The organism is Paenibacillus sp. P36, assembly GCF_045866505.1.
Classification (GTDB): Bacteria; Bacillota; Bacilli; order Paenibacillales; family NBRC-103111; genus Paenibacillus_E; species Paenibacillus_E chondroitinus.
In genome coordinates this window covers 1,893,769-1,914,716 of sequence record NZ_AP038372.1, presented here as the reverse complement: position 1 = coordinate 1,914,716, position 20,948 = coordinate 1,893,769, and the positions used below count along the sequence as shown (strand labels likewise).

Genomic DNA, 20,948 nt, shown 5'->3' with positions numbered 1-20,948 from the left:
GGCTACAAATCCCCAAAGTCAAAATCATTGAGCTCATCCAGCTTCCCCTTCTCTTCTTCACTAAGAGGCTGCTGCAAAGCAGCTCCTGTTCGATCTGCGCCAACGCCCCAAATGTCGCCCATCATTTCAGCAACTGCCGCCTTCTCCCGTGGCTCAAACGAGCCAAAAGCCCGGCGCAGAAAAACAAGCGAACGATGGAACGCCTCTTTTTCTAGTGATCCGATATAAGTATCAAGCTGCTGCCATAGTGTTACTCGTGACAATAACGCATACCGATTGCGCATGGACATCCCTTCGAACCAGCCTGCCCCAAGATCAACGGGAATCCCCGGTGAGAGCCGTCGCGAAACCTCCTGTGCAACACGTTCATCCGTTATCTCGTTACGTTCAAGCAAAATTGCGAAGGAGAAGCCTGAGAGCTTCGCATTGCGATCATCCCGCGAAGCCAGCTCCTGCAGTTTACTGAACCATAAAAGATCATCCACCACTTCAAACTCATCTTGAGCTATCGTGTTCAAAGATTGCATCGCACGGACCATGCCGTGAGCGGCATCGTCGTTACAGCTCGAAGCGTCCATCAGCAGCAGTGTTCCTCGTAGGAACAATTGCCGGAGCAACGGAAGCAGGCTGTTGGTTTCAATTCGGCGGATTGATCCATATCGGATCAAGACTGATAGCTCATAAGCCGCAGCAGCGACTTGTTCAAAGCTGCCGGCATCCACAGCAAGCCCTTGCAGCGCGGATGTGGCTTGGTCCATCAGCTCTGTCAAATCACAATCACAAGCGATTCGAATGATGCGTGAAGCTTCAGCAATATCTACACAGTTATCGAGTCTTTCTTTCAGCGCATATGCCGCCGCCAATTCGATAGTCTCCCCCTTGAGGGTTGACTCCACCGCCTGGATTTCAGCTTCCGGCGTCCATTGCAGCACCCATACCTCTGCCCACGAAGCTGATGCTTGATTAACTCTTTGTTTCTTGGCGAAGCTAATGCCCAGAAGCTCCAACCGCTGTAAGAAAATTGAACGTTTTAAATCCAGAAAAGCGGCTTCCTCCGACTTCACCCTGCGGTTTTCACGTAAATCCAGTTCTAACGTTGTCGCAACCGCTGACTTAAACTTGCCAAGCTTAAGCCTATTAAGCTCTCTGTTCAGATCGTCTTGAATAGGCGTTTGACTGACGCCTTCGGGCAATCTGCCGATCGCTGTCCCGATATCTGTTCTTGCCAGGGCTTCGGAAATGGTCGAAAGTTCTCCGTAACCAAGACATACCATCGCCGCATCGCGCATATCCCTCCACGTCGGCTGGCTGCCTTCATGCATCGCAGCAAGAGCTTCGGAGAGCCTTACCGCCTCGATAAGCGAAGCTGTAGATCGGTGTGTCCCCTGCTCTCTGAGATGAACGGCTACCTGTGAGAAATACAAAGCGGGTAGTCGCTTAAGATCCCCTTTTTGCAAACACTGCCAGAGGAGTTCGAAATAAGCAGGTGCCTGATTCCCAGCTCCGTAGCCGGAATGCGAAGAAAGCTTATAGTAGGAATAGGGCATTAGTGTTAACTTCGTTGCTGTCTTTGGCAGCCCATTCAACTCTTGATCCGTCATAGAAGGGAACCGGAAATCCAAAGCCGAGGCATGGTGCGCACCGGTGACGACAACGATTTTCTCAGGTGCATGACCGGATGCGATAGTTTCTTGAATTTTACGCCGCATGTATGCTTCGCGAATCTCGTTATAAGCCGTTTCCTGAGGTGCGAACTTCATCTCTTGTCGAGCGGTCAGCTCCCGCATTTGTAATGAAAATTGATGTATGCTCATCCGGTAGGCGTTTTTTTGAAGATTATGCTCAAAATGCCGCTCCCAATAAGCCTCATAATCCGGCTCCTCCGAGAGTTCAGCAAGCTGCTGATACAGCATTCTCTGCTGATGAACATACGTCTGAAATTCTTCTGCCTTTGCGGCTTCAGAAATAAATGACGTTCGTTGTCTTTGCTCATACAACGCCAAAGCGTGCTCAGAAGGCAAATCAATGAACGCTGCCAGTGCCGAATTTCGACTCGCCCATTGAAAAGCCTGATATTCCGGTGAGTAAGCCGCATATGGATACAGCAAGGTTCTTACAGGCAGTTCATTGGTATAGGCTAAAATAGCAATTGGCGGAACAACGCCGGACGATGATAACTCTTCGATATATGGACTTGCATCGCTCGGTCCTTCTACGAGCACAGCTGTGGGCCTTATCTCATCCAAGAAAGCGAGCAGATGATGAGCACCTGCAGGAGATAGATGCCGAATACCGAAAACGTGAAATCCCGAATCTTGAGCTAGTTGTTCATCTCCGAGCATGCGAAGTACAGATTTCTCCATGTCGATCCTCGCTTTTTCATCACATTATCAAGATATTCCTTCCATACAACGCGATCCTTCTCTTCATCTTTTACAATTGCCCCTTGCAGCCCTGCCGCAATATCCTCTTCACTAATCTTGCCGCTTCCAAAGCTGCCCGCAAGCGCCATACTTCCCGTCAGCAGCGAAATCGCCTCGGCCGTGGAAATAACTCCGCTCGGCCCTTTCACCTTCTCTTTGCCATCGAGCGTCATTCCGCTGCGCAGCTCACGGAAAATCGTCACAACCTTCCGCACCGATTCCTCATCCGGCAGCGAAGCTTTCAGTTCATAGCTGGCCGATATTTCACCGACCCGCTTACGGACAATTTCGACTTCCGTTTCGATATCCGACGGCGAAGGAAGCACGATGATGTTAAAGCGCCGTTTCAAAGCTGCAGACATCTCGTTCACGCCGCGATCGCGTGTGTTGGCCGTTGCGATGATTGAGAATCCTCTGGACGCGAATACTTCTCTACCCAGCTCAGGAATCGAAATCGTCTTTTCCGATAAAATCGAAATCATTGCGTCTTGCACTTCCGATGCGCAGCGAGATATCTCCTCGAAACGCGCAATACCGCCGGTTTCCATCGCTCGGAATATCGGACTTTTAATAATGGCCGTATCCGAAGGTCCTTGTGCAAGCAGCATCGCGTAGTTCCAGGAATAGCGGATATGCTCTTCACTCGTCCCTGCCGTGCCTTGGATCACTTTGCCGGAGTCGCCGGTAATCGCAGCCGTCAAATTTTCCGAAAGCCATGACTTCGCTGTCCCCGGTTCCCCGATCAACATAAGTGCACGGTCGGTTAACAACGTCGCTATCGCCATTTCCACAAGCCTTTTGTTCCCAATGTACTTAGGCGTAATAGGGACTCCTTTCACCTTCCCGCCCGTCAGAAACATCAGTACAGCCTTTGGAGAAAGCTGCCATCCAACCGGCTTGGCATCTTCATCCCATTTCTTTAATGCTTCCAGCTCCTCCAGATAAAGTCTTTCAGAGGGCAATCTTACGACATCTTGCTTCTGATCCATCCCCATAATCCCTGTCCTTTCTCATCTGTTTCTAAGTGATTGGCTTGTTCTGGCTTAGCGGCTACTGTTTCCGCGATGTCCAGCAATTGACTTTTCATCCCCTGATAAGAGAGCCCCTCTGCGAATTTGCTCAGCCTCTCGGCATAGGATTTCGGAAGCAATGACAACAACGTAAGTTGGAGGCGGTCCAAGTAATAAAACTGCTTGTTGCCGGGTTTCTCCAAAATATCCATCAGGAGAGCTGGTGCTTTTGCGTAATTTTGCTTAAACAAAACGGCTAATATCAACGTTGTCTTATTTGCATTAAAATTAGGCCGTTCCTCACACTTTTTAACGAGATAATCTGTAATTTTAGGATCTGGCTCGCCGGCGAACCGGCATACCAATTCTTCCTCATCCAGTTTAACAAACAGATGCACCCATCTCGGGTCCCATTGTGTGCGAATCGGCGCATTCATCTGATCAAACACCTGCGCATGCAGCGAGGGAGTTACGTCATACATAACACGCAGCAATTCCTTGGCTGCAGGCTGCTTTTTATCTTTGAAATCAGGATAAAAACGATCATAAACATCCTCTGGCGGCAGGATTTTGATAGCTGCTCTCAAGCTGTATCCAATAAAATTGCGATTGTATGCCTCATGCAGCTTAACCGCAAAATGGTCTGCTTCGGGCAAATCCAATTGAAGCAGAAGATCCGCAGCGGCCTCTTGAACAACTTCTGTTTCCGGCACGATAAAATCGGCTGTTGACAACAATGTTTCCAGCAAATTAACGACCTCAGGCACTCGCTTACCATATAAGCTGCGAATGTCCGCCATTAGCATCTGGGCGGATTCTGCAACATTTATGCGCTGTACGATTTGTTCCAACATGGTATTGGCATGATGGATGACGCGAAGTGTCAAATCATTGGCTCTACACAATTGAACAGGTTCAATAGCGATATCCTGATCCTTCGAATTAAGAGCTTTGTATAATCGAGCAATCGCTTGCTCGGTTCCAAGACGCGACAAGGTGAATAGTGCCGCTTTGCGGATCTCTTTTTTCTTATCATCTGCCTGATCCAAAATAAATTCTTCTTGCTCGGGATAGTCGCCTAAGCGTTCAATAGCTGTTGAACGAACATCTGTCGAACCTTTCGTCGCCGCTTGGAGAAGCCAATCCAAAGCTTCCGGTTCGGGAAGCAACGGATGAATTAGCTCTAGTCGACGGGCATCCCCCTTCCCGCCATCCTGCCTAAACTGCTGCTTCAAAGCTGGCAGCGCCGCTTGACCCAGTGAAGGTAGCACCTTGCGGTGCAGAAAATCAGGAATTTCCGCATAGCTGTCATCCAAGGCCGTTACAGCTGCGGATATGACACGGAAATCTTGAAACAAATTCTCTTCGTGCCCAAGCCGAAGCTGTTCCATTCTGCCCTGTCCCTTTTGAGTTAACGCTTCAATTAGAGGTTGCAGCTTGCGGTAAGGAATGGGGGATACAAGGGTGGCTTCTGCCCCGTCAACGGGGAAAAGCTCTTCCTTCGTTTCTGTTTTCCCTTGTGTGTACAGCACCGAGTTCAGCAGCGTACCCAGTTCCAACAGTTTCCCGGCCGAACTGCTCACTTCCGCCTCTAACACTTGGCTGACTGCCTGTGCCATTCGATTAAAAATCGGCACCGATTCGCCCAGCTTTTGCAGTTGAGGCAGCATTTTCTGCAATCGCAAATCGCCTGCGGCCATCCCGCTCCCCGCAATAAACAAGCGGCGTATCTCGTGCTGCAGCTCAAACAAAACATCTATACTCATAGAATCGTCTCCTAATTCTTTTCATCAATACAGTAAGCGAACTACTTCATTGGCGGTTACAATGCTTAAAGGCTGCGCTTCGAGCCTGTTAAATTTCCAATTTTGCTCAAACATAACCAATATAACTTGATTCGTCAGTAACGCCTTATTCAGCATTGGCAGCAGATTGGTCGTAGTTTCATGGAGATACTGGATGTCCGCAAGAGGGAGCTGCTTGCCCTGTTCATCCAACAGCACATAAGAATCAGCATCCGTTTTTCTAATCTCAGCAAAACGAAGCAGCATGACAGGATGTTTATCAGATAGCGGATTTTTGATTACATTCTTCACCTGCTTGATCACTTCCGGGAATGAGCTCTGAGCACTGGCACAGATTTTGTTAAAATCTTGCGAATCAGCCGTGCGAAACGTTGCATCCTCCCACCGCACTCTTCTGTTTAACTCACCCGGGTATTGCGCGAGCTCCTTTGTTTGCACGACCTGAAAGATGGAATCCTCTTCGCGTATATGTTTGGCTGCACGAAAGGGACGGTACGTCCTTGTAAGGTGAATCTGCCCGCTTTGGAGATCGGACCAATATCCCTCATCGATGAACTCTCCTCTTGCTTGATCCGTATAGGATCGGAAAGCAAGCTGCAGCAGTTCAGCCTTCGCGCGGACACGACCTAGTTCTCTAAGTTCTGCCATTTGCCAAGCATGCCCGATCCATTCCTCCAATGTCGATTCCGCATCCATTGGAAGATCAGGGTTTTCCAATCTACCGTTCAGATATTCCCTGCTCTTCTTGATCAGCGACTGCAGGGTAGTTAGCTGCTCAATCACGACGGCATAGACGGATTCCCGATTTTCCTCAACTCGAAATTGAAGTGTCAGATCTTTCAACGCCGATTGGATTCCCGGGATGTAGTAGTTACCTAACTGCTTTGCTTGTTCGTCTGCGGTTTGCAATGCCTTTTTATCCAAACTGCCAAGCCCCGAAGAAACAAGCTGAAGGATGAGCTTCTCCGCGATGCTGATCCCTTCCAGCTGTGCCGCTATTTTTTTCAACAAAGCCGACTTATTCGTCTTACGCTTCGCGGTTGGTGCCTCAGGATCGGCGGCTTTCTTCTTCTCTTCCCGCTTCTCCGCCTTTTCCCTTTTGTCCAAGATATCTGGAGGAATGGGGGAATGGATGAATGTTTTTCCTGAGGTAAATGCATACATCAACCCGAGATTGTGCTTGCACGGGAACTGACGGCTCGGACAGGTGCAGCGAAATACGGGATTCCCTTCTTGCTGCCAATCAATCGAACAGCGATAAGGTTCCTTTCCGCTTCCTTTGCACTCCCCGAAAATGATTGTCCCATCATCAGACTGACAGAGCAGGGGAAAACTATTTTTCTTCACCAAATCTTTGCCATTCTTAATTGCACTGCTGTTTTGCGCCAAACTATCGACATAAGCTTCAGTTAAATGATTCATCTCGTACTCCTCATAACATGGTTATATAAACTGTTTCCACATTGCGCCTAAATTTCCTGTTTCAAGGGTATGGCTTTTCCCCATTGATTAGAACGAAAATAACTGAAGCGCTCATAATGAAAAAAGAGCCCTATAGGCTCTTACTCTTGGAAATAGCGCCCTCTGCGTGCGCTATTCCTGCAAATTCAGCCCGTTGCCGCGTACAAGCGGAACAACAGGGCGTTATTTGCCCGCCAAACCTCGTTTTCTTTACGAAAACGAAAAATTAGCGGCCCACAGTTTCCTCCCGCGAGCATAAGGCCGCATTTCGAAGAAATAGCGCCCTGTAGTTCCTCTCGCGGGGGAGAGAGGTGCCTTACAAGGCAGGCGCAGCCTACCGAAGCCCAAAAAACGACCTCGCCGTACTCGTCGTCGCCTCCGCAACCTCCTCCACCGTTGCACCTAAACAACTAGCAACGGCAGCCGCCACATGAGGAAGAAACATCGGTTCATTCCGTCCATCCTGCGGCTTAACGGGCAAATCGCGTGGCGTCAGGAAAGGGGCGTCGGTTTCCAGCATCAGGCGATCCAGAGGGATTCGCTTCACCAGCTCGCGCAGATGCCGCCCTCTACGTTCATCGCAAATCCAGCCGGTAATCCCAATATGCAGGCCGAGCCGCAAATAAACTTCAAGCTCCTGAGCTGAGCCCGTGAAGCAATGGACAACAGCTTTAACATTCCCTTTGCCCAAGTAAGGCTTCAGAATTCGCACGAAATCGAGATGTGCTTCACGCTCGTGCAGAAAAAGCGGCTTTTCCAATTCGCAGGCAAGCTGAATCTGTTCCTCAAACCACTTGCGCTGGATATCACGAGGCGAAAAGTCACGGTTGTAATCCAAGCCGCATTCTCCAATCGCAACAACCTGCGGTTTCGTGGCTAATCGCCGCAATGTATCCAGCGTTTGCCCTGTACAATTCCGCGCATCATGCGGATGAATACCGGCTGTCGTGAACAGCTGACCGGGAAATTTCGCAGCATACCGCGTTGCTGTATCGCTATTCCTCTCGCTTGTGCCCGTCAGGATCAGAGGCGATACACCAACCTCAATCGCCCTTGCGACGACCTCATCACGATCCCCCTCAAAAGATCGATGCATCAAGTTAACACCTATGTCAATAAGCTGCTTATTCACTCCGACCACTCCTCTTTGTGTTCATAAATGCTGCAAAACTCCGCAGGAACAGCATCAGCAAGCCAAACTTCATTGCCTGCATAATAGAATTTGATCCCCGCACGGCTAGCTTTTACCGTATCAATGTTGAGAATGACAAGTTCCCCTCTACGCTTACCAGCCAATGTCGCAAAATGCAGCCCTTCAGACATATGAACATATTGACGCTGCATGGGGCGCAATCCTTGCTCCAGTATCTTTGGCGCAGCTTGCACATTCGTACCATGATAGAGCACCATCGGCGGCACTCCGATCGGATAACTGACTTTGTCATGGCTATGCCCATACCTTGCCCTGATGCGATCGCCAATGATTTCAAAACGCTGCTTTTCACAGCGCTCGACCACTTCCTCCAAATCAGGCAAGCTAAGTTCCGACCACCCTGACTGGCCACGAAGTACTTGCAATAAATCAGCAACCGCACAGGAACCATCAGCCGAGTCGAGCATCAGCCCGAATTGTTCCGGAGAATGCCGCAGTATTTTACTCATCAATTTGCTTAATCTTGTTTGTACTTGTTTAGTTAACATTCCGAATCATACTCCTCTCTTATCCATCATCTCAACCCACCAAAAATCCAACCCGAACCTCCGAATCTTCCTTCAGCCACGACATCGATTGCCCCTTTTGCAAATCCGATTTCATGGACTTCACCAGCTTTTCTATATCCACACTCATCTCGTAATGCCACTGAAGCGCCGCGGCTGCGTACAATTCATTTAACTGGGCAAAAGTAAATCCTTCCGTTTGCTTCGCAGTTACCTTTAGTAAATCATCGGTCAGCAGCTTGCCCAACCCTTTTTGCTCCAAATAGGTCTGCCTAAGCGCCAAATCAGGAAGCTTAATTTCATAAGCGCGATCAAAACGCCCTGCACGATTCATTAACGCCGGATCAATTTGCTCTGGATAATTCGTCGTTCCAATGAGGAAGATTCCCTCTTTCGATGTGGCGCCGTCCAAAATATTTAAAAAATAAGACCGGGCCCGCTGGGGCATCGCATCGATATCCTCAATCACAAGGATCATAGGCGCCAGATTCGCCGCCGCATGAAATACCTCCTGAATGGAGTCGCTGCACGTATTTTCTGTGATTTGCCAATAAGCAACAGGGGCTTTCACGCTGCCGGCGATGGACTTCACGAGCGTTGTTTTCCCATTCCCCGGTTTGCCATAGAGCAGAATGCCTCTTTTATAAGGAAGCTCATATTCCTTGAAAAAGGTCCGATCCTCATCAAAAAACTGATCGATGGCTCTGTAAATGTCCCGCTTCACTTCATCCTTCATAATGACTTCGGAGCGTTCGACCATGCGGGTAATCGGTGCCAGCTCTTTTTCCATCCCATGCGGTCCATCTGTAAAAATCGTCACTTGCCGCCGATCCAAATCTCTTCGCCGCTGCCGCGCGTGCTCCAGAAACCGTTTAAGGCTGGCATCATCTACGGCAAAAACAAAATCCTCAGCGCCAATGCCATGCATTCGGAAAATCGGTACCCTCGCTAGTGCGATCCCCCAGTCGGGATAGGCAAAAACGTTATTGCGCAAGGTCGGAAATATACCGTATGCCGAAGATTCCTCATCCCCTTGGATGCCAAATGCGCGAGATTCCATAAGATCAAAAATTTTAGTAACATGCTGAACTTGAGGACTACCCACTTTGACATCCTGCTCCAACATTTCCCAGTATTCTTCTTTCCCATCGTCGCTTACATAGGGTTCAAAATACTCGCCGAACAAGTCGCTCAACACGCTTTGAATGCTACCCAGCACATAAGCATAATCTCCATACGCGGCCAGCGGGCTGCCTCCTGACCCGATCTTAGCGGATACAGCCGCCGCAGTTACTTCTCTTATTTTCAAATTGGAATTCCTCTTCATTTGGCACCTTTTACTGCCGCCATAGGTTTGCACTTTGCTACAACCTGTGCCAGATCCGCCCCGACGACACTCTCTATAATTTGATCGACATCTTTATAAGCTTGCGGAGATTCATCAAGAATCGCCTCTAATGACTTTTGATTTACAACGATTTCCTCGTCAGTTCCTACACGCATGGAGGCGGCGAATTCGTTCAACGTAATCAGCTTTTTCGTTGCACTACGCGAGCGGATGCGGCCTGCACCATGACAGATTGAGTGAAAGTTAGCCTTGCCGCCCGGCGCACCAACCATGATATAGGATGCTGTTCCCATCGAGCCCGGAATCAGCGCAGGGTGGCCCGTGTGCATATAGGGCTGCGGATTATCAGGATGCCCCGCAGGAAGCGAACGCGTCGCCCCTTTGCGATGGACAAAATAGGACTCGCCCTCCTGTTTCTCCTCCCAGGCATAGTTATGCATGAGATCGTACAAGGTCGTCATTTCAAACTTTGAACCAAATACATCTTTGCCAGCCTCACGAATGGCGTAAGCAATGAGATGGCGATTCACAACGGCATAATTCAGCGCTGAGTACATCAAATGAACATAAGTCTGCGCTGCCTGGTGCTCGAGTGGAACAAAAAGCAGTTTAGGATCTGCGGTTCCCAATCCCAGTGTCCGCATGACTTTCACCATATCGCTGCTGCTGACTTGGCTGACGGAGCCGCCCCAAGCGCGTGATCCGGAATGGATCATCACAACGACTTGGCCGTCGAACAGGCCCCATGCTTCCGCCACTTCGCGGTTCTCTTCTGCGATCTCAATCGCTTGAATTTCGGCAAAATGGTTCCCATTGCCCAGCGTACCGAGCTGACGGTGCGAACGATGCCAGACGGCATTCGGGAACCGATTCAACACATTTTCATCCAGTGTAAATTTGCTGCACTCGACATGTGTAAGGGAGGTCGCTTTCCTTGGCGTGTAGCCATCCGGGATATACTTTTTCGGCAAGCCGTGCAGTCCTTTCGTCACAACGTGCTCCAAACGAACATCGGAGAAATGGCCGCGCGCGTGATCTTCCACAGGCAAATATTTCTCGATGGTCTTCACGAGCTTGCGGCGCAGCTTCACATCTTTGAGCTCATCTTTATGCACATTGGTCATATGCACCCTCATGCCGCATCCGATATCGCTGCCGACAATCGACGGAGACACATAACCGTCATGGGTTTGCCACGCAGCCGTTGTACCGATACAAGTACCTACACCGACATGTACGTCTGGCGTGTAGCTCATAAATTTTTGATTTGGAATCTGCAAATTGTTGTTCGCCATCTGAAAAATTTGATAATCTAACGTTTTAAACAGCTCAGGCGCTGCATAAACATGGACAACCCCCGAAGGGAGCTGAACGTGTTGAACATAATTTTCTTTCATTTAATTGTATCCTCTCTATGAACCCCAAACCTCCTTCAGCGCATCCCGGAACAAATCATCTAAAGCCTGATCCTGCTGTTCTCCAGAGACTGAAATGTGTTTGGCGGTTTCTTCAAAATAAGCGATTTGCCGCTCTAAAAAGTCGTTGATCACCGAGATTTTCGGCTCTAAGTCGAGTTCGACGCCAGCCTTTTTCCGAGCTAACAAGGTGTATATTTCTTTTTTCAATATCGAGTCTGGAAGCATCCGCTCCACCAGCTCCTCGAATTCTATCGGCGGCATCGAGCCGTATTTCTCAATCCATCCGCATGCGAGTATAGGCCGCAGCACATAGAAATATTTTTTGATTTTAACGAAATCGCCTTGCAAATATGCCCTTAAGTTCCCTTTAGCCATGTGCAGGTAGTGATACATAGTGGATCGCGGAGAAAAAGTCAGCGGAGAGAGCTGGCGAATTTTCTCTGTTACGCTGAACTGCTCCAAATAGGGTATCGGCGATTGTAGCCACTCTAGCAAAGGCGGGTTCGATTTGCGAAACAAATTCAAAGCCTTCTTCAAATCCCAACCGTTGATGTCAAGAAGATCGCTGATCGGGCGCTCAATCACATCTCGTTTCTCCAAGATAGACAAATACCAATTCACGGGTCTTACATAGATAAACCTCACATCGTAATCGCTATCCTTGGACGGAAATCCCCACGCTCTGCTGCCAGATTCACAGGCATATAAGATCCGAACGCCTTCCTCTTGTTCAATTTGTTTAAGCTCTGCCTCTATTTTTCTAACATCCAACGTCACTGGACTCACCCTTTCTTCTTCAAAATCCGCATACAAAAAAGCCATAGACCAACAAGGTCTACGGCTTTTCATGTCAAATGTAAACGAAGCCACTCCACAGAGGACTTACGTATTCGTCACAAACCCGGCTGAGACCGAAGGTAATCTGCTGAATTTAATTGTCAAATTACGGATAGAATTTTGATTGCGAATCATATCGTCGGCCTCCTTTCCATTCATTTACAAACATCATACGAGCGAAACCTGCATCACGTCAATCACCCTGCGGCGGAAAAAATCGTTATACTGATTTGTCTAAATCCCTTTGATTGCAACCATAGGCTTACAAACCGCCACCACATCCGCAAGGGAAGCACCCACTACGCTGTCAATAATCTGATCCACATCCTTATAGGCTTGCGGGCACTCATCCAGGATCGTTTGCAGAGAACGATGGTTCACCAATATCTCTTCCTCCGTTCCTACTTTGAGCGATTGCGCAAATTCATCGACCGTGACCAACTCTTTCGTTGCTTTCCGTGATCTTGCTCTACCGGCACCATGGCAGATGGAATAAAAATTCTTGAGCCCTTCCTCTCTCCCCACCATGATAAAAGACGAGGTTCCCATCGAGCCCGGAATCAAGGCCGGATGGCCGGTAGCTTTGTAAGCAGCGGTATTTAGAAAATGACCAGCGGGCAGCGCCCTTGTCGCCCCCTTACGGTGAACAAGCATCGGCTGATTGCGATGAAATTCCTTTAGCGCATAGTTATGCATAAGATCGTAAAGCACAGGCAGCTCTTCCTTTTCACCAAAAACTTCCCGGAACGCTTCACGTACCCCGAAGGCAATCATATGCCGGTTGCTCACCGCAAAGTTTAAGGCTGAATACATCAGATTCAAGTAAGTCTGGCCTTCAACGCTTGAAACCGGAGCGTACATGAGATTGCGGTCAGGGTTTTCAATCCCCCAACTATGCATCGCTTCTCTGAAAACTTTGGTAAATTCTTGGCCTAATCTGGCCCCCCAAGCGCGTGAGCCGGAGTGGATCATAACGACCACCTGACCATCGAACAGTCCCCACTGTGCTGCCAACTGTTGGTGCTTTTCGGCTATTTCTAAATATTGTATCTCGATAAAATGATTTCCACCGCCTAACGTCCCCAGTTGGCCATGTGCATATTTGCCGATTTTTGCAGGCAATTTTTCAAGATAAGTATGGTCGAACTGGAACGTAGCTTCCTCGACATGCGTCAACCACCGTTCGCTCGGGATATATGATTCTGGAAGTCCCTTCAACCCATGTTTCACGACTTCCATAATATCAATGTCTGCGTAATTCGTGTTCGTACGCTCATTGGTCGGCACATTCTTTTCAATCGCTTTGATTAACTCCCTGCGCACACCTTTATCTTGAATATCCTTTTTGTGCAGCGACGTCGTATGAACGCGCATACCGCAGCCGATGTCCACACCTACAATGGAAGGGGACACGAAGCCGTCTTTTAGACTCCAAACAGCTGTTGTTCCAATGCAAGTTCCGATCCCCACGTGGGCATCCGGCGTGTAGCTCATATGCAAATTGCGGGGAATCCGCAGATTATTGTCTGCCATTTCATAAACACGTTGTTCAAAAGATTGGAACACCTCGTCGTTAGCAAAAACGTGAAGGCGGCCATGGTCCAGCTCCATTTCGTAATGATTGTTACCGTGGTTTTTCATTTTCATTTCCATAACGTTTCTCCTCCATTTGTCTTCTACACCTATCTTCGCTTATTTAGGATGAGGCGAACATGGCGAAAGTATGACGACATCTGAAAAGTTTTCCATTTTCTCCAAAACCCACCCCTGCTACAATAAGATCAGGATAGAGGAAGAGTGAGGGGATTGTGTGGCTAGGGAAAGCTTTGATAAAGAAGTCCAGTTTCTGCGGATGTTCGTGCTGACAAGCGGGGCGTATAGCCGTCAGCAATTTGCGGAGAGGCTTGGCATTTCGGTACATACCTTTGATAAAACGCTGCGCCGGTTAAAAGAAATCATCGCCACGATGTACCAGCAAGCACCGGACGCACAGCAGAAAGAATTTGCCGATATGCTGCGCTACAGCTATTTCGATTCAACAGAGCCCATGCTGCTGTTCTTATTTCGGGCCAAATCGCTGAAAGAGTCGGAAAGCCATCGAATCGCTGCGCTGCTGGTCGCTTTGAATGAGCAGCCTTTAACCGCAATTGAGCTGCTTGACGCTTGCAGTAAAGGCATCCCCAGCGAGATGGCTCTACCGGATGAGAAAACCATTCGTAACGATCTGAAGTATCTGGAAGAAGTCGGTGTCATCATGAAAACTTCCGGGTCACGCCCCTATCGGTACCGTATACATAATGCGTTCATCGACGAGCTTTCGCAGGATGAGCTTATTGATCTTTATGATTTCATAGACGTTATGTCCAATACACAGGTGCCTTCGGTACAAGGTTATTTACTGCGTGACGGGCTTAAAAAGCATATGAATCGGAACTCTGCCGAATTAGTAGAACCATTTCTGTATAAATATCAGTATTACTCCCGGATTTTGGACGAAGCCCATCTGTCCGGATTGCTGTCTGCGATCACCCAGCGCCGCAAGGTCCAATTCCTATATTTTTCACCCAAAGCCGGCCAGTCTTACGCTTCAAAAAATACGAATCCCTTATTCGAACGGGAAATGGAAGGGAAGCTGCAGAAGGCACTGCCACTGCAAATCGTGTATGATCACCAGTACGGGCGGTGGTATTTGCTGGCCCATGATTCGCGGCATGGCATCCGTAAATTCCGGGTCGAAGGGATGACACAGATTGAGCATGACGAGCCGGTTGATCCTTCTTTTTTCAACGAGCAAAAGTTGGATTTAGAAAAGCGAATCAAGCTAAGCTGGGTCATAGACACTGGGAATGCGGTGACGGTAAAAGTGCGCTTCTTCAATCCTGGCCGAACGGGTCCTAATTTCATTAAAGAGCGCGTGCTCCTTCAAGGACAATGGGGAGAAATCACGGAGGAGCTGGAAGATTCGTTCGTTTACGAGATCACCGTCAATGGGACTACGGAAATAAAGCCTTGGATTCGAAGTTTTGGATCGAGCTGTGAAGTGCTTGAACCAAGCGAATTCCGGCAGGAGATGATTGCGGAGTGGAAGGAGCTGTCAGGCTATTATGAACCTGTTCGAGAAAATATTTAACTATGATATGGTTACGAAATTGGAAAATGCAGGGACGTTCATGGTGACTTCCGTTGAGCGCTCATGGTTAAAAACCATGCTGAATCATCCTGCTGCTTTGCATGCTTTCACACCAGCCGCTATGGAGAAACTTCAGAGGGTACTTGATGCAGAACCTGCCCTGGATTTGTCCGACGCCTTCATGGAGAAGGCGCGCAGTAAAGAGAAGCAGGTGTTTCATCCGCAGCTGCGCACGCTCCGCCGAGTGATTACACGACAAGGCGCCATCAGACTTACTTACCGCGTGAAAGATGAGCGTACTTTTGTTAATGAAATGGCTTTTCCATACAAACTCGAATATTCTCAGGTCAAAAAAGACTGGTATTTGCTCTGGTATCATCTCAGACACCGGGCCATCATGAGCACGAAACTGGACAACATTGAAGCCGTTCACGATCTGCCTTTCTCCCCCGAACGGGCAGCCCAAGTGCAAATTCAAATCGAAAAGCTGCTGCACAAACGTCACATTCAGGCAACCATCGCCGTCGTCAAAATATACAATCGAGAATTGTCCCGGATTCTTTATGCGTTCTCTTGCTTCGAGAAACAGGTCGACTACGACGAAAAAGAGGGTACGTACACTATCCAGCTCACCTATCTCAACAATGAAGCCGAATATGTGTTAAGCAAGCTTCGTTTCCTTGGCAAGCGGGTGCGCGTCGTGCGAGGCGAGTATTTACAAAAGAGGATGCTAGAGTCCGCGCAAAAGGCTTTGGCCAGGTACGAGGGGCCGGCTGGCGTGGAGTCTGCTGAGGGGGCAACGGGTAGTAGTATGTGAGGGTTGAATGGGAGGAAGACCGTGCTGATGCTATAGGCGCAAAATTGCGGAGAGGCTGTCCCAAATTCTTTGGGACAGCCTCCTTTTTGCAGGTAAACCTGTTAACCTTTGCCGATCCAATCGGCTTCGGCGATTTCCTGCCATCTTTTGCGGATCGTAGTATAAGCTTCTTCGGGTAAATTGCCTCGTTCCAGCAGCTTCGCGTTTTCCAACCAGCGCGCTGGATTCGCCGTGCCGACAATAGCGGTATGAACGCCTGGTACAGTCAGCGTGAAACGCAGAGCAACTTCAATAGATTCCTGAAGTTCCGTTTCCAGGAAATCGTATTTCAACTGCTGTAGACGATCCCAATAGGCATGATGATAGGCGCTTTCCGGCTTCTGACCCGTTTTCCACGCTGCATTCGCAATCGGGCGCTTCACAACCACACCCATGCCTCTCTCAATAGCAACCGGAATCGTAAGCTCGATAGCTTCCTGATCGGCAATATTGATCGATGTCTCCAACGAGTCGAATAAGCCGGATTGCACCGCATACTGAGCCGCTTTATGATCACCGCTGTAGCCGATGAACCGCGTTTTCCCTTGCTCCTTCGCACGCTGTAAAACCTCAATAACTTCCCCTCGCCGAAGCAATTCTTCCGAGCAGCTGTGCAAGTGAATGACGTCGATATAGTCTGTGTTCAGACGTTTTAAGCTGCGGTCGATGCTCAATTCCAGCAGCTTCGGATCCCAGTCAGGGAGATCAAACCCGGAGGCATGGCCGCATTTGGTGAATAAATAGTAGTCATCTCGGCGGTGCGATACCGTTTTACCGATTAACTCTTCGCTAACGTTATAGCATTCAGCTGTATCAATCACATTTAAACCAGCATCCAGCGCACTGCCTAGAAGCTTATCTACATCTTCTGGTGAAGCCGAAGAAAACCCGATTTCAGCGCCACCAAAACCTAGAACGCTAACCTGCATGCCTGTTTTGCCATAAAGACGCTTTTCCATCATCGCTTGTCTCCTTTGAAGAAATTTCGTCTGATTACTTCGTCATTATCGCTTCTACGCGCTCTAGAACGTCAGAGGATAATGTAATCTCTGAAGCTTTCGCATTGTCCTCAACCTGTGCTGGACGGCTCGCACCTACTAAGGCGCTGGAAACATTCGACTGACGCAAGATCCAAGCAAGCGCCAAGTTCCCGATCGTCATGTTCAGATCTGACGCAACCGCTTCAAGCTGCTGAACTTTTGCGATATTTTCCTCCGTCAATCCTTTGCGGAAATTATCCAGCTTCGCTGCTCGGCTATCTTGAGGAATATCAGATACAGACTTGTATTTGCCCGTCAGCAAGCCCTGCGCCAATGGCGAGAAGACCACCTGACCAATCCCCTGCTGTTCGCCTAAAGGAATCACTTCTTTTTCGATATACCGATTAAAAAGATTATAGATAGGCTGATTGACGATAATTCTATCCAGCAAGTACTTATCAGCTACCGCTAGAGCTTGCGCCATTTGAGCCGCTGTCCATTCACTTACGCCGACATACAGCACTTTGCCTTGTGTAACAAGATCATCCAGTGCACGCAGCGTTTCCTCAATCGGCGTTTCCTTATCATAGCGATGGCAGTAATACACATCCACATAATCCGTGCCAAGGCGCTGTAAACTCGCATGCAGCTGTTCAAAAATATGTTTGCGAGAGAGTCCTCTGTCATTCGGTCCATCGCCCATACTACCGAACACCTTGGTAGCAAGCACATAGGAATGACGCGGGTAATTTTTCAAAACCTCGCCTACGACCTTCTCAGCTTCTCCACGCTCATACACATTCGCTGTATCAAAAAAATTAATCCCCAATTCATAAGCTTTATGAATGGAGTTGACTGCATTCTCACGCTCAACGTATCCACCATATGTCAACCAACTGCCTAAACTAATTTCACTTACCTTTAATCCTGAAAGCCCTAATTTACGATATTTCATTTCATGCTAACCTCCTAATATTTTCAATTACAGGCTCTACTATTATATCAATAGTTGATTAAGGATTAGAAGTAGTGAAAAGTTTCTTACATAATATCAAATTAGTAAGTTAGTTACTTGTTGGTAACTAGTTGTTACCCCTTGCCGTGTGGAGACATGTGGTTGCGCTGGTGCGGGGTGGGATGGCTAGTTTAAGAGCAAGCTATGTGCGACTTTGGAGGGTTGAGCGTGTGAACGCTGATGAAATCAGCGATCGAGGGAAGCGGCGTGGGGGCGCTCGGCCTCATGAATGGGTTAAGGTGGAGCTCTCCTCCACCTTTAAGGAACTACAGGCCGCTATTTCGCAGAAAGCGGCGCTGGGATTGACGCTGGAGAACTACAGGGCGCTATTTCACAGTATTTGGCGGAATTTTCGCCGAATACCTTGAAATAAAGGCCCACAGTTCCCCTTCTGTGTGTAAATGGGCGCATTTCGCAGAAATAGCGCCCTGTAGTTCCAATCAGTGGTCAAGAGAAGCGTCGCGCTCAGCCTCATGAATGAGTTAAGGTGGCGGTCTAAAAGAAAGAAAACCTGATCCCCAGCCCCTCGGCTTAGAGATCAGGCCATTATCCGCTCAACTTGCCGCTACTTGAGCATTCGCTTTCACCAACCGAATTCTCTCGCCCGGGCTTGTCGATAAGTGAACGATGTCCTCATAGACGGTTACATCTCCACTAGCTTGCTTGCATACAGCCCCGTGCTCCCATGGATTGTAGAACCTCAGCTCAGCACCGGCTTCGCTTTCAATCTCCACCCATTGCACTTCACCGCCCGAAAACGATGCGCTCACCAGAAAAGCTCCGACCGCCCTCAGCGTGGCAAATTCAGCATCCTGCTCGCCAGGCCAGTTCGGGAACAGGCGCAGAATGCCGTTATAGCTTTGCAGCAGACACTCATTAATGACGACTGGCAGCGCGAAGTTTTCGAACCAAATGCCGACCCTGCGCATAAAATCAAAGCTTAGCGTGTCACTGTACCTGCCCCCGGACAGCAGAACACGGTCTGTGCATGTGCCATTAGGCAGCAGGCAGTAGCTTATTTGCCGTTTGAATTTTTCCAGGTCCAGATGGCCCATTCGCGCTCCGGCAAGATGGTAGAAAACAAGCTCGTTGCCGCCCTCGTTCCGATGATTCAGATAGGAATTGAGCGCGGTTTGGTACGCTTCACCCGTTGAGTGAAGACCATGCTCCTCTCCCGGAAAAATCGTCATAATGCCGTTCGGCGTGTTATAGACAACCTCGGCATCCTCCCCTGGCACAGATACGAATACAGTACCACGCTGAGATTCGGCCGTTGCATATTCAGGAAATTTGCTTAAAATTTCTTGCACGCTGCCCAGAAGCTCTTCCTCTTGCTGCTCAATTCCAAGTGTTTCACAAGCCTCCTTAAAAGCGTGAAACACAAATTTGGTCAACGTCAAATCAACAAGGCAGTCATAATTTTTCTTAAAACCAGGTGTCAACTCATACAGTTCAGGAACAACAGTAGGGAAAATGTGATAACGGTCATCACCCCACGCCTCCCCGTGTGTATCCGGCCTGCGCATATAATCCGTCAAAAACAACACGGCTTCCTTGATAGGTACAAAAGCGCGATTCGCCAGGAAGTCCCGGTCCATCGTGTACAGGTAGTGCCACCAGAGACTCTGTACCGTCCATGGGGTTTCACAGACTTCCCAGCCCCAATGCGGCACTGGATAAGGCATGATATTCATTTCGACAGGGTAGGCGGAATGCGGATAATAGGCTCCTCGCATGCCGTAATATTCACTCGCCCATTTCCGGCTCACAGGAAGAATATGATCGACCATGTTGACGTAAGCCAGATGTTTGTCGACATGGTTGCTGGAAAAAGCAAGCCAGAACGGCTGCTGCGTGTTGTAGTTCATGTGGTAGTCGCCATGCCACTCCGAGCCTATGGAACGGTAGCTCCAATTCGCGAACAACCCCGGACAGGTCGCTTCGGGTTTGACCGAGCAGTGATAGAAATATAAATTCCAATACCAGATCTGCTCTAGAAATTCATCGCCGAGACTTACACCCGAACAATTCCAGTACGATGTCCAATTGTTCTCGCAAGCAGCGAAAGCGGCGGCAACCCCTTGCTCCGCAGGCACCTCCAGCTCCTGAAGCCCTGCCGCAACGGCAGCATCCAAGCCTTCTGTCAGTTCCACACAAGCAAGGAACGGCGCCGTTTGGAGCAGCTTGGCTTGTACGCCGCCTTTGGTATCCATAGCCTCGATATCCTCGGCAACACGAACATCCAAGCGGAATGCTTTGTCCTTGACATCACGCTTATTCCCTTCTGGCGCCCAAGGGAGCGTCTGCCTGAAACTGAGTTGGCTCTGCTCAGCCTCAACAGCCAGCTGCGCAAGCGGCAGCTCCTTCGGCGTATCGGGATCGGGGATGAGCTTGACCCGATCGAATAGTCCGCCGACGGCGCCTTCCGGTGATACAAGCTGCATCCACATCCGATCCGCCTCAGGCTCAATAAACAATTGCAGGGTAGCCTCTTCTCCCGCTTCCAGCTTGAAATATACTTCACAGAGACCATTGTGAATATGTATTTTATGGCCCAGCACTTCCGCCTTGCGCCGGTCATAGCCGAGGAGAAGAGAGCCGCACGGCATAGGGCGAGGATACGGCTTGCTGTAATTCTCCGCCGTCATGTCACAGTATTCGCGATACCATTCGTTCTCTCGGAACGTGTCCAGATCTTGCGGTATCTGCTTCAATTGCTCGAATACGTCTTGAAACGTGCCGATCTTCTCTTGATTATTCTCTGCAATTCGAATGTCCCACACATTGTTATGTCCAAAATGGATGACAATCGCATCCGGACGAGTTGTAACCACGGCGCCAAGGCCGCCGTTTCCCATCAATGCGCCTTCAAAAAAATCCGGCGCCGGCTTCTCATAGCTAATGGGGTGTCGCTTCGCTTGCTCAATCCTGTTCATGACGATCCTC

The 20,948-nt window shown here is 49.0% G+C and carries 16 protein-coding genes; 3 read left to right on the top strand and 13 right to left on the bottom strand.

Features of this window, described 5'->3' with window-relative positions; all coding sequences use genetic code 11:
- Positions 1 to 2: 2 nt before the first annotated feature.
- From ACKTT9_RS08745 to ACKTT9_RS08700, 10 genes are all read right to left on the bottom strand, one after another.
- On the bottom strand, positions 3 to 2,363 hold the full coding sequence (locus ACKTT9_RS08745) for a DUF5682 family protein (protein WP_407871249.1): 2,361 nt from the start codon (positions 2,361 to 2,363) through the stop codon (positions 3 to 5).
- Positions 2,321 to 3,412 (bottom strand): ATP-binding protein, encoded by a 1,092-nt coding sequence (locus tag ACKTT9_RS08740; protein WP_407871248.1) that lies wholly within the window; start codon positions 3,410 to 3,412, stop codon positions 2,321 to 2,323. Before ACKTT9_RS08740 ends, ACKTT9_RS08745 begins: the two co-directional genes overlap by 43 nt.
- Positions 3,388 to 5,199, bottom strand: a complete 1,812-nt coding sequence (locus ACKTT9_RS08735) for a HEAT repeat domain-containing protein (protein ID WP_407871247.1) — start codon at positions 5,197 to 5,199, stop codon at positions 3,388 to 3,390. The genes ACKTT9_RS08740 and ACKTT9_RS08735 overlap by 25 nt, the downstream gene beginning before the upstream one ends.
- A gap of 24 nt (positions 5,200 to 5,223) precedes the next feature.
- Positions 5,224 to 6,660: an SWIM zinc finger family protein gene (locus ACKTT9_RS08730; protein ID WP_407871246.1), complete on the bottom strand. Its 1,437-nt coding sequence runs from the start codon at positions 6,658 to 6,660 to the stop codon at positions 5,224 to 5,226.
- Between the two features lie 373 nt (positions 6,661 to 7,033).
- Positions 7,034 to 7,840 carry a TatD family hydrolase gene (locus ACKTT9_RS08725; protein WP_407871245.1) on the bottom strand — a complete coding sequence of 269 codons (807 nt, stop codon included), beginning with the start codon at positions 7,838 to 7,840 and terminating at the stop codon, positions 7,034 to 7,036.
- The gene (locus ACKTT9_RS08720; RefSeq protein WP_407871244.1) at positions 7,828 to 8,400 is read right to left on the bottom strand and encodes an RNA 2'-phosphotransferase; all 573 of its coding nucleotides are present in this window, start codon (positions 8,398 to 8,400) and stop codon (positions 7,828 to 7,830) included. The genes ACKTT9_RS08725 and ACKTT9_RS08720 overlap by 13 nt, the downstream gene beginning before the upstream one ends.
- A 31-nt stretch (positions 8,401 to 8,431) precedes the next feature.
- Positions 8,432 to 9,727, bottom strand: a complete 1,296-nt coding sequence (locus ACKTT9_RS08715) for an AAA family ATPase (protein ID WP_407871243.1) — start codon at positions 9,725 to 9,727, stop codon at positions 8,432 to 8,434.
- 14 nt (positions 9,728 to 9,741) lie between these two features.
- Positions 9,742 to 11,163, bottom strand: a complete 1,422-nt coding sequence (locus ACKTT9_RS08710) for an RtcB family protein (protein ID WP_407871242.1) — start codon at positions 11,161 to 11,163, stop codon at positions 9,742 to 9,744.
- A 15-nt stretch (positions 11,164 to 11,178) separates the two neighbouring features.
- The gene (locus ACKTT9_RS08705) at positions 11,179 to 11,970 is read right to left on the bottom strand and encodes a nucleotidyltransferase domain-containing protein (RefSeq protein ID WP_407871241.1); all 792 of its coding nucleotides are present in this window, start codon (positions 11,968 to 11,970) and stop codon (positions 11,179 to 11,181) included.
- A gap of 285 nt (positions 11,971 to 12,255) precedes the next feature.
- On the bottom strand, positions 12,256 to 13,668 hold the full coding sequence (locus ACKTT9_RS08700) for an RtcB family protein (RefSeq protein WP_407872993.1): 1,413 nt from the start codon (positions 13,666 to 13,668) through the stop codon (positions 12,256 to 12,258).
- Between the two features lie 163 nt (positions 13,669 to 13,831).
- Between ACKTT9_RS08700 and ACKTT9_RS08695 the strand changes: the two genes are divergently transcribed.
- Complete coding sequence (locus ACKTT9_RS08695; protein WP_407871240.1) at positions 13,832 to 15,151, top strand: helix-turn-helix transcriptional regulator; 1,320 nt, start codon at positions 13,832 to 13,834, stop codon at positions 15,149 to 15,151.
- On the top strand, positions 15,126 to 15,968 hold the full coding sequence (locus ACKTT9_RS08690; RefSeq protein WP_407871239.1) for a WYL domain-containing protein: 843 nt from the start codon (positions 15,126 to 15,128) through the stop codon (positions 15,966 to 15,968). The genes ACKTT9_RS08695 and ACKTT9_RS08690 overlap by 26 nt, the downstream gene beginning before the upstream one ends.
- Before the next feature lie 101 nt (positions 15,969 to 16,069).
- Here ACKTT9_RS08690 and ACKTT9_RS08685 read toward each other — a convergent pair whose 3' ends face one another.
- Positions 16,070 to 16,966, bottom strand: a complete 897-nt coding sequence (locus ACKTT9_RS08685) for an aldo/keto reductase (protein WP_407872992.1) — start codon at positions 16,964 to 16,966, stop codon at positions 16,070 to 16,072.
- 34 nt (positions 16,967 to 17,000) lie between these two features.
- Positions 17,001 to 17,942, bottom strand: a complete 942-nt coding sequence (locus ACKTT9_RS08680; protein ID WP_407871238.1) for an aldo/keto reductase family protein — start codon at positions 17,940 to 17,942, stop codon at positions 17,001 to 17,003.
- Positions 17,943 to 18,172: 230 nt separating this feature from the next.
- Here ACKTT9_RS08680 and ACKTT9_RS08675 point away from each other — a divergent pair, with 230 nt between their 5' ends.
- Positions 18,173 to 18,370: a hypothetical protein gene (locus ACKTT9_RS08675; protein WP_407871237.1), complete on the top strand. Its 198-nt coding sequence runs from the start codon at positions 18,173 to 18,175 to the stop codon at positions 18,368 to 18,370.
- 186 nt (positions 18,371 to 18,556) lie between these two features.
- Here the strand turns inward: ACKTT9_RS08675 and ACKTT9_RS08670 are convergent, their stop codons facing one another.
- The gene (locus ACKTT9_RS08670) at positions 18,557 to 20,938 is read right to left on the bottom strand and encodes a glycosyl hydrolase family 95 catalytic domain-containing protein (protein WP_407871236.1); all 2,382 of its coding nucleotides are present in this window, start codon (positions 20,936 to 20,938) and stop codon (positions 18,557 to 18,559) included.
- Positions 20,939 to 20,948: the final 10 nt, after the last annotated feature.

Coding starts and splice junctions, on each gene's coding strand:
- ACKTT9_RS08740 (WP_407871248.1), bottom strand. CDS start 3,412: ATGGATCAGAAGCAAGATGTCGTAAGATTGCCCTCTGAAAGACTTTAT.
- ACKTT9_RS08670 (WP_407871236.1), bottom strand. CDS start 20,938: ATGAACAGGATTGAGCAAGCGAAGCGACACCCCATTAGCTATGAGAAG.
- ACKTT9_RS08735 (WP_407871247.1), bottom strand. CDS start 5,199: ATGAGTATAGATGTTTTGTTTGAGCTGCAGCACGAGATACGCCGCTTG.
- ACKTT9_RS08685 (WP_407872992.1), bottom strand. CDS start 16,966: ATGGAAAAGCGTCTTTATGGCAAAACAGGCATGCAGGTTAGCGTTCTA.
- ACKTT9_RS08680 (WP_407871238.1), bottom strand. CDS start 17,942: ATGAAATATCGTAAATTAGGGCTTTCAGGATTAAAGGTAAGTGAAATT.
- ACKTT9_RS08745 (WP_407871249.1), bottom strand. CDS start 2,363: ATGGAGAAATCTGTACTTCGCATGCTCGGAGATGAACAACTAGCTCAA.
- ACKTT9_RS08710 (WP_407871242.1), bottom strand. CDS start 11,163: ATGAAAGAAAATTATGTTCAACACGTTCAGCTCCCTTCGGGGGTTGTC.
- ACKTT9_RS08730 (WP_407871246.1), bottom strand. CDS start 6,660: ATGAATCATTTAACTGAAGCTTATGTCGATAGTTTGGCGCAAAACAGC.
- ACKTT9_RS08700 (WP_407872993.1), bottom strand. CDS start 13,668: ATGAAAATGAAAAACCACGGTAACAATCATTACGAAATGGAGCTGGAC.
- ACKTT9_RS08720 (WP_407871244.1), bottom strand. CDS start 8,400: ATGTTAACTAAACAAGTACAAACAAGATTAAGCAAATTGATGAGTAAA.
- ACKTT9_RS08690 (WP_407871239.1), top strand. CDS start 15,126: ATGAACCTGTTCGAGAAAATATTTAACTATGATATGGTTACGAAATTG.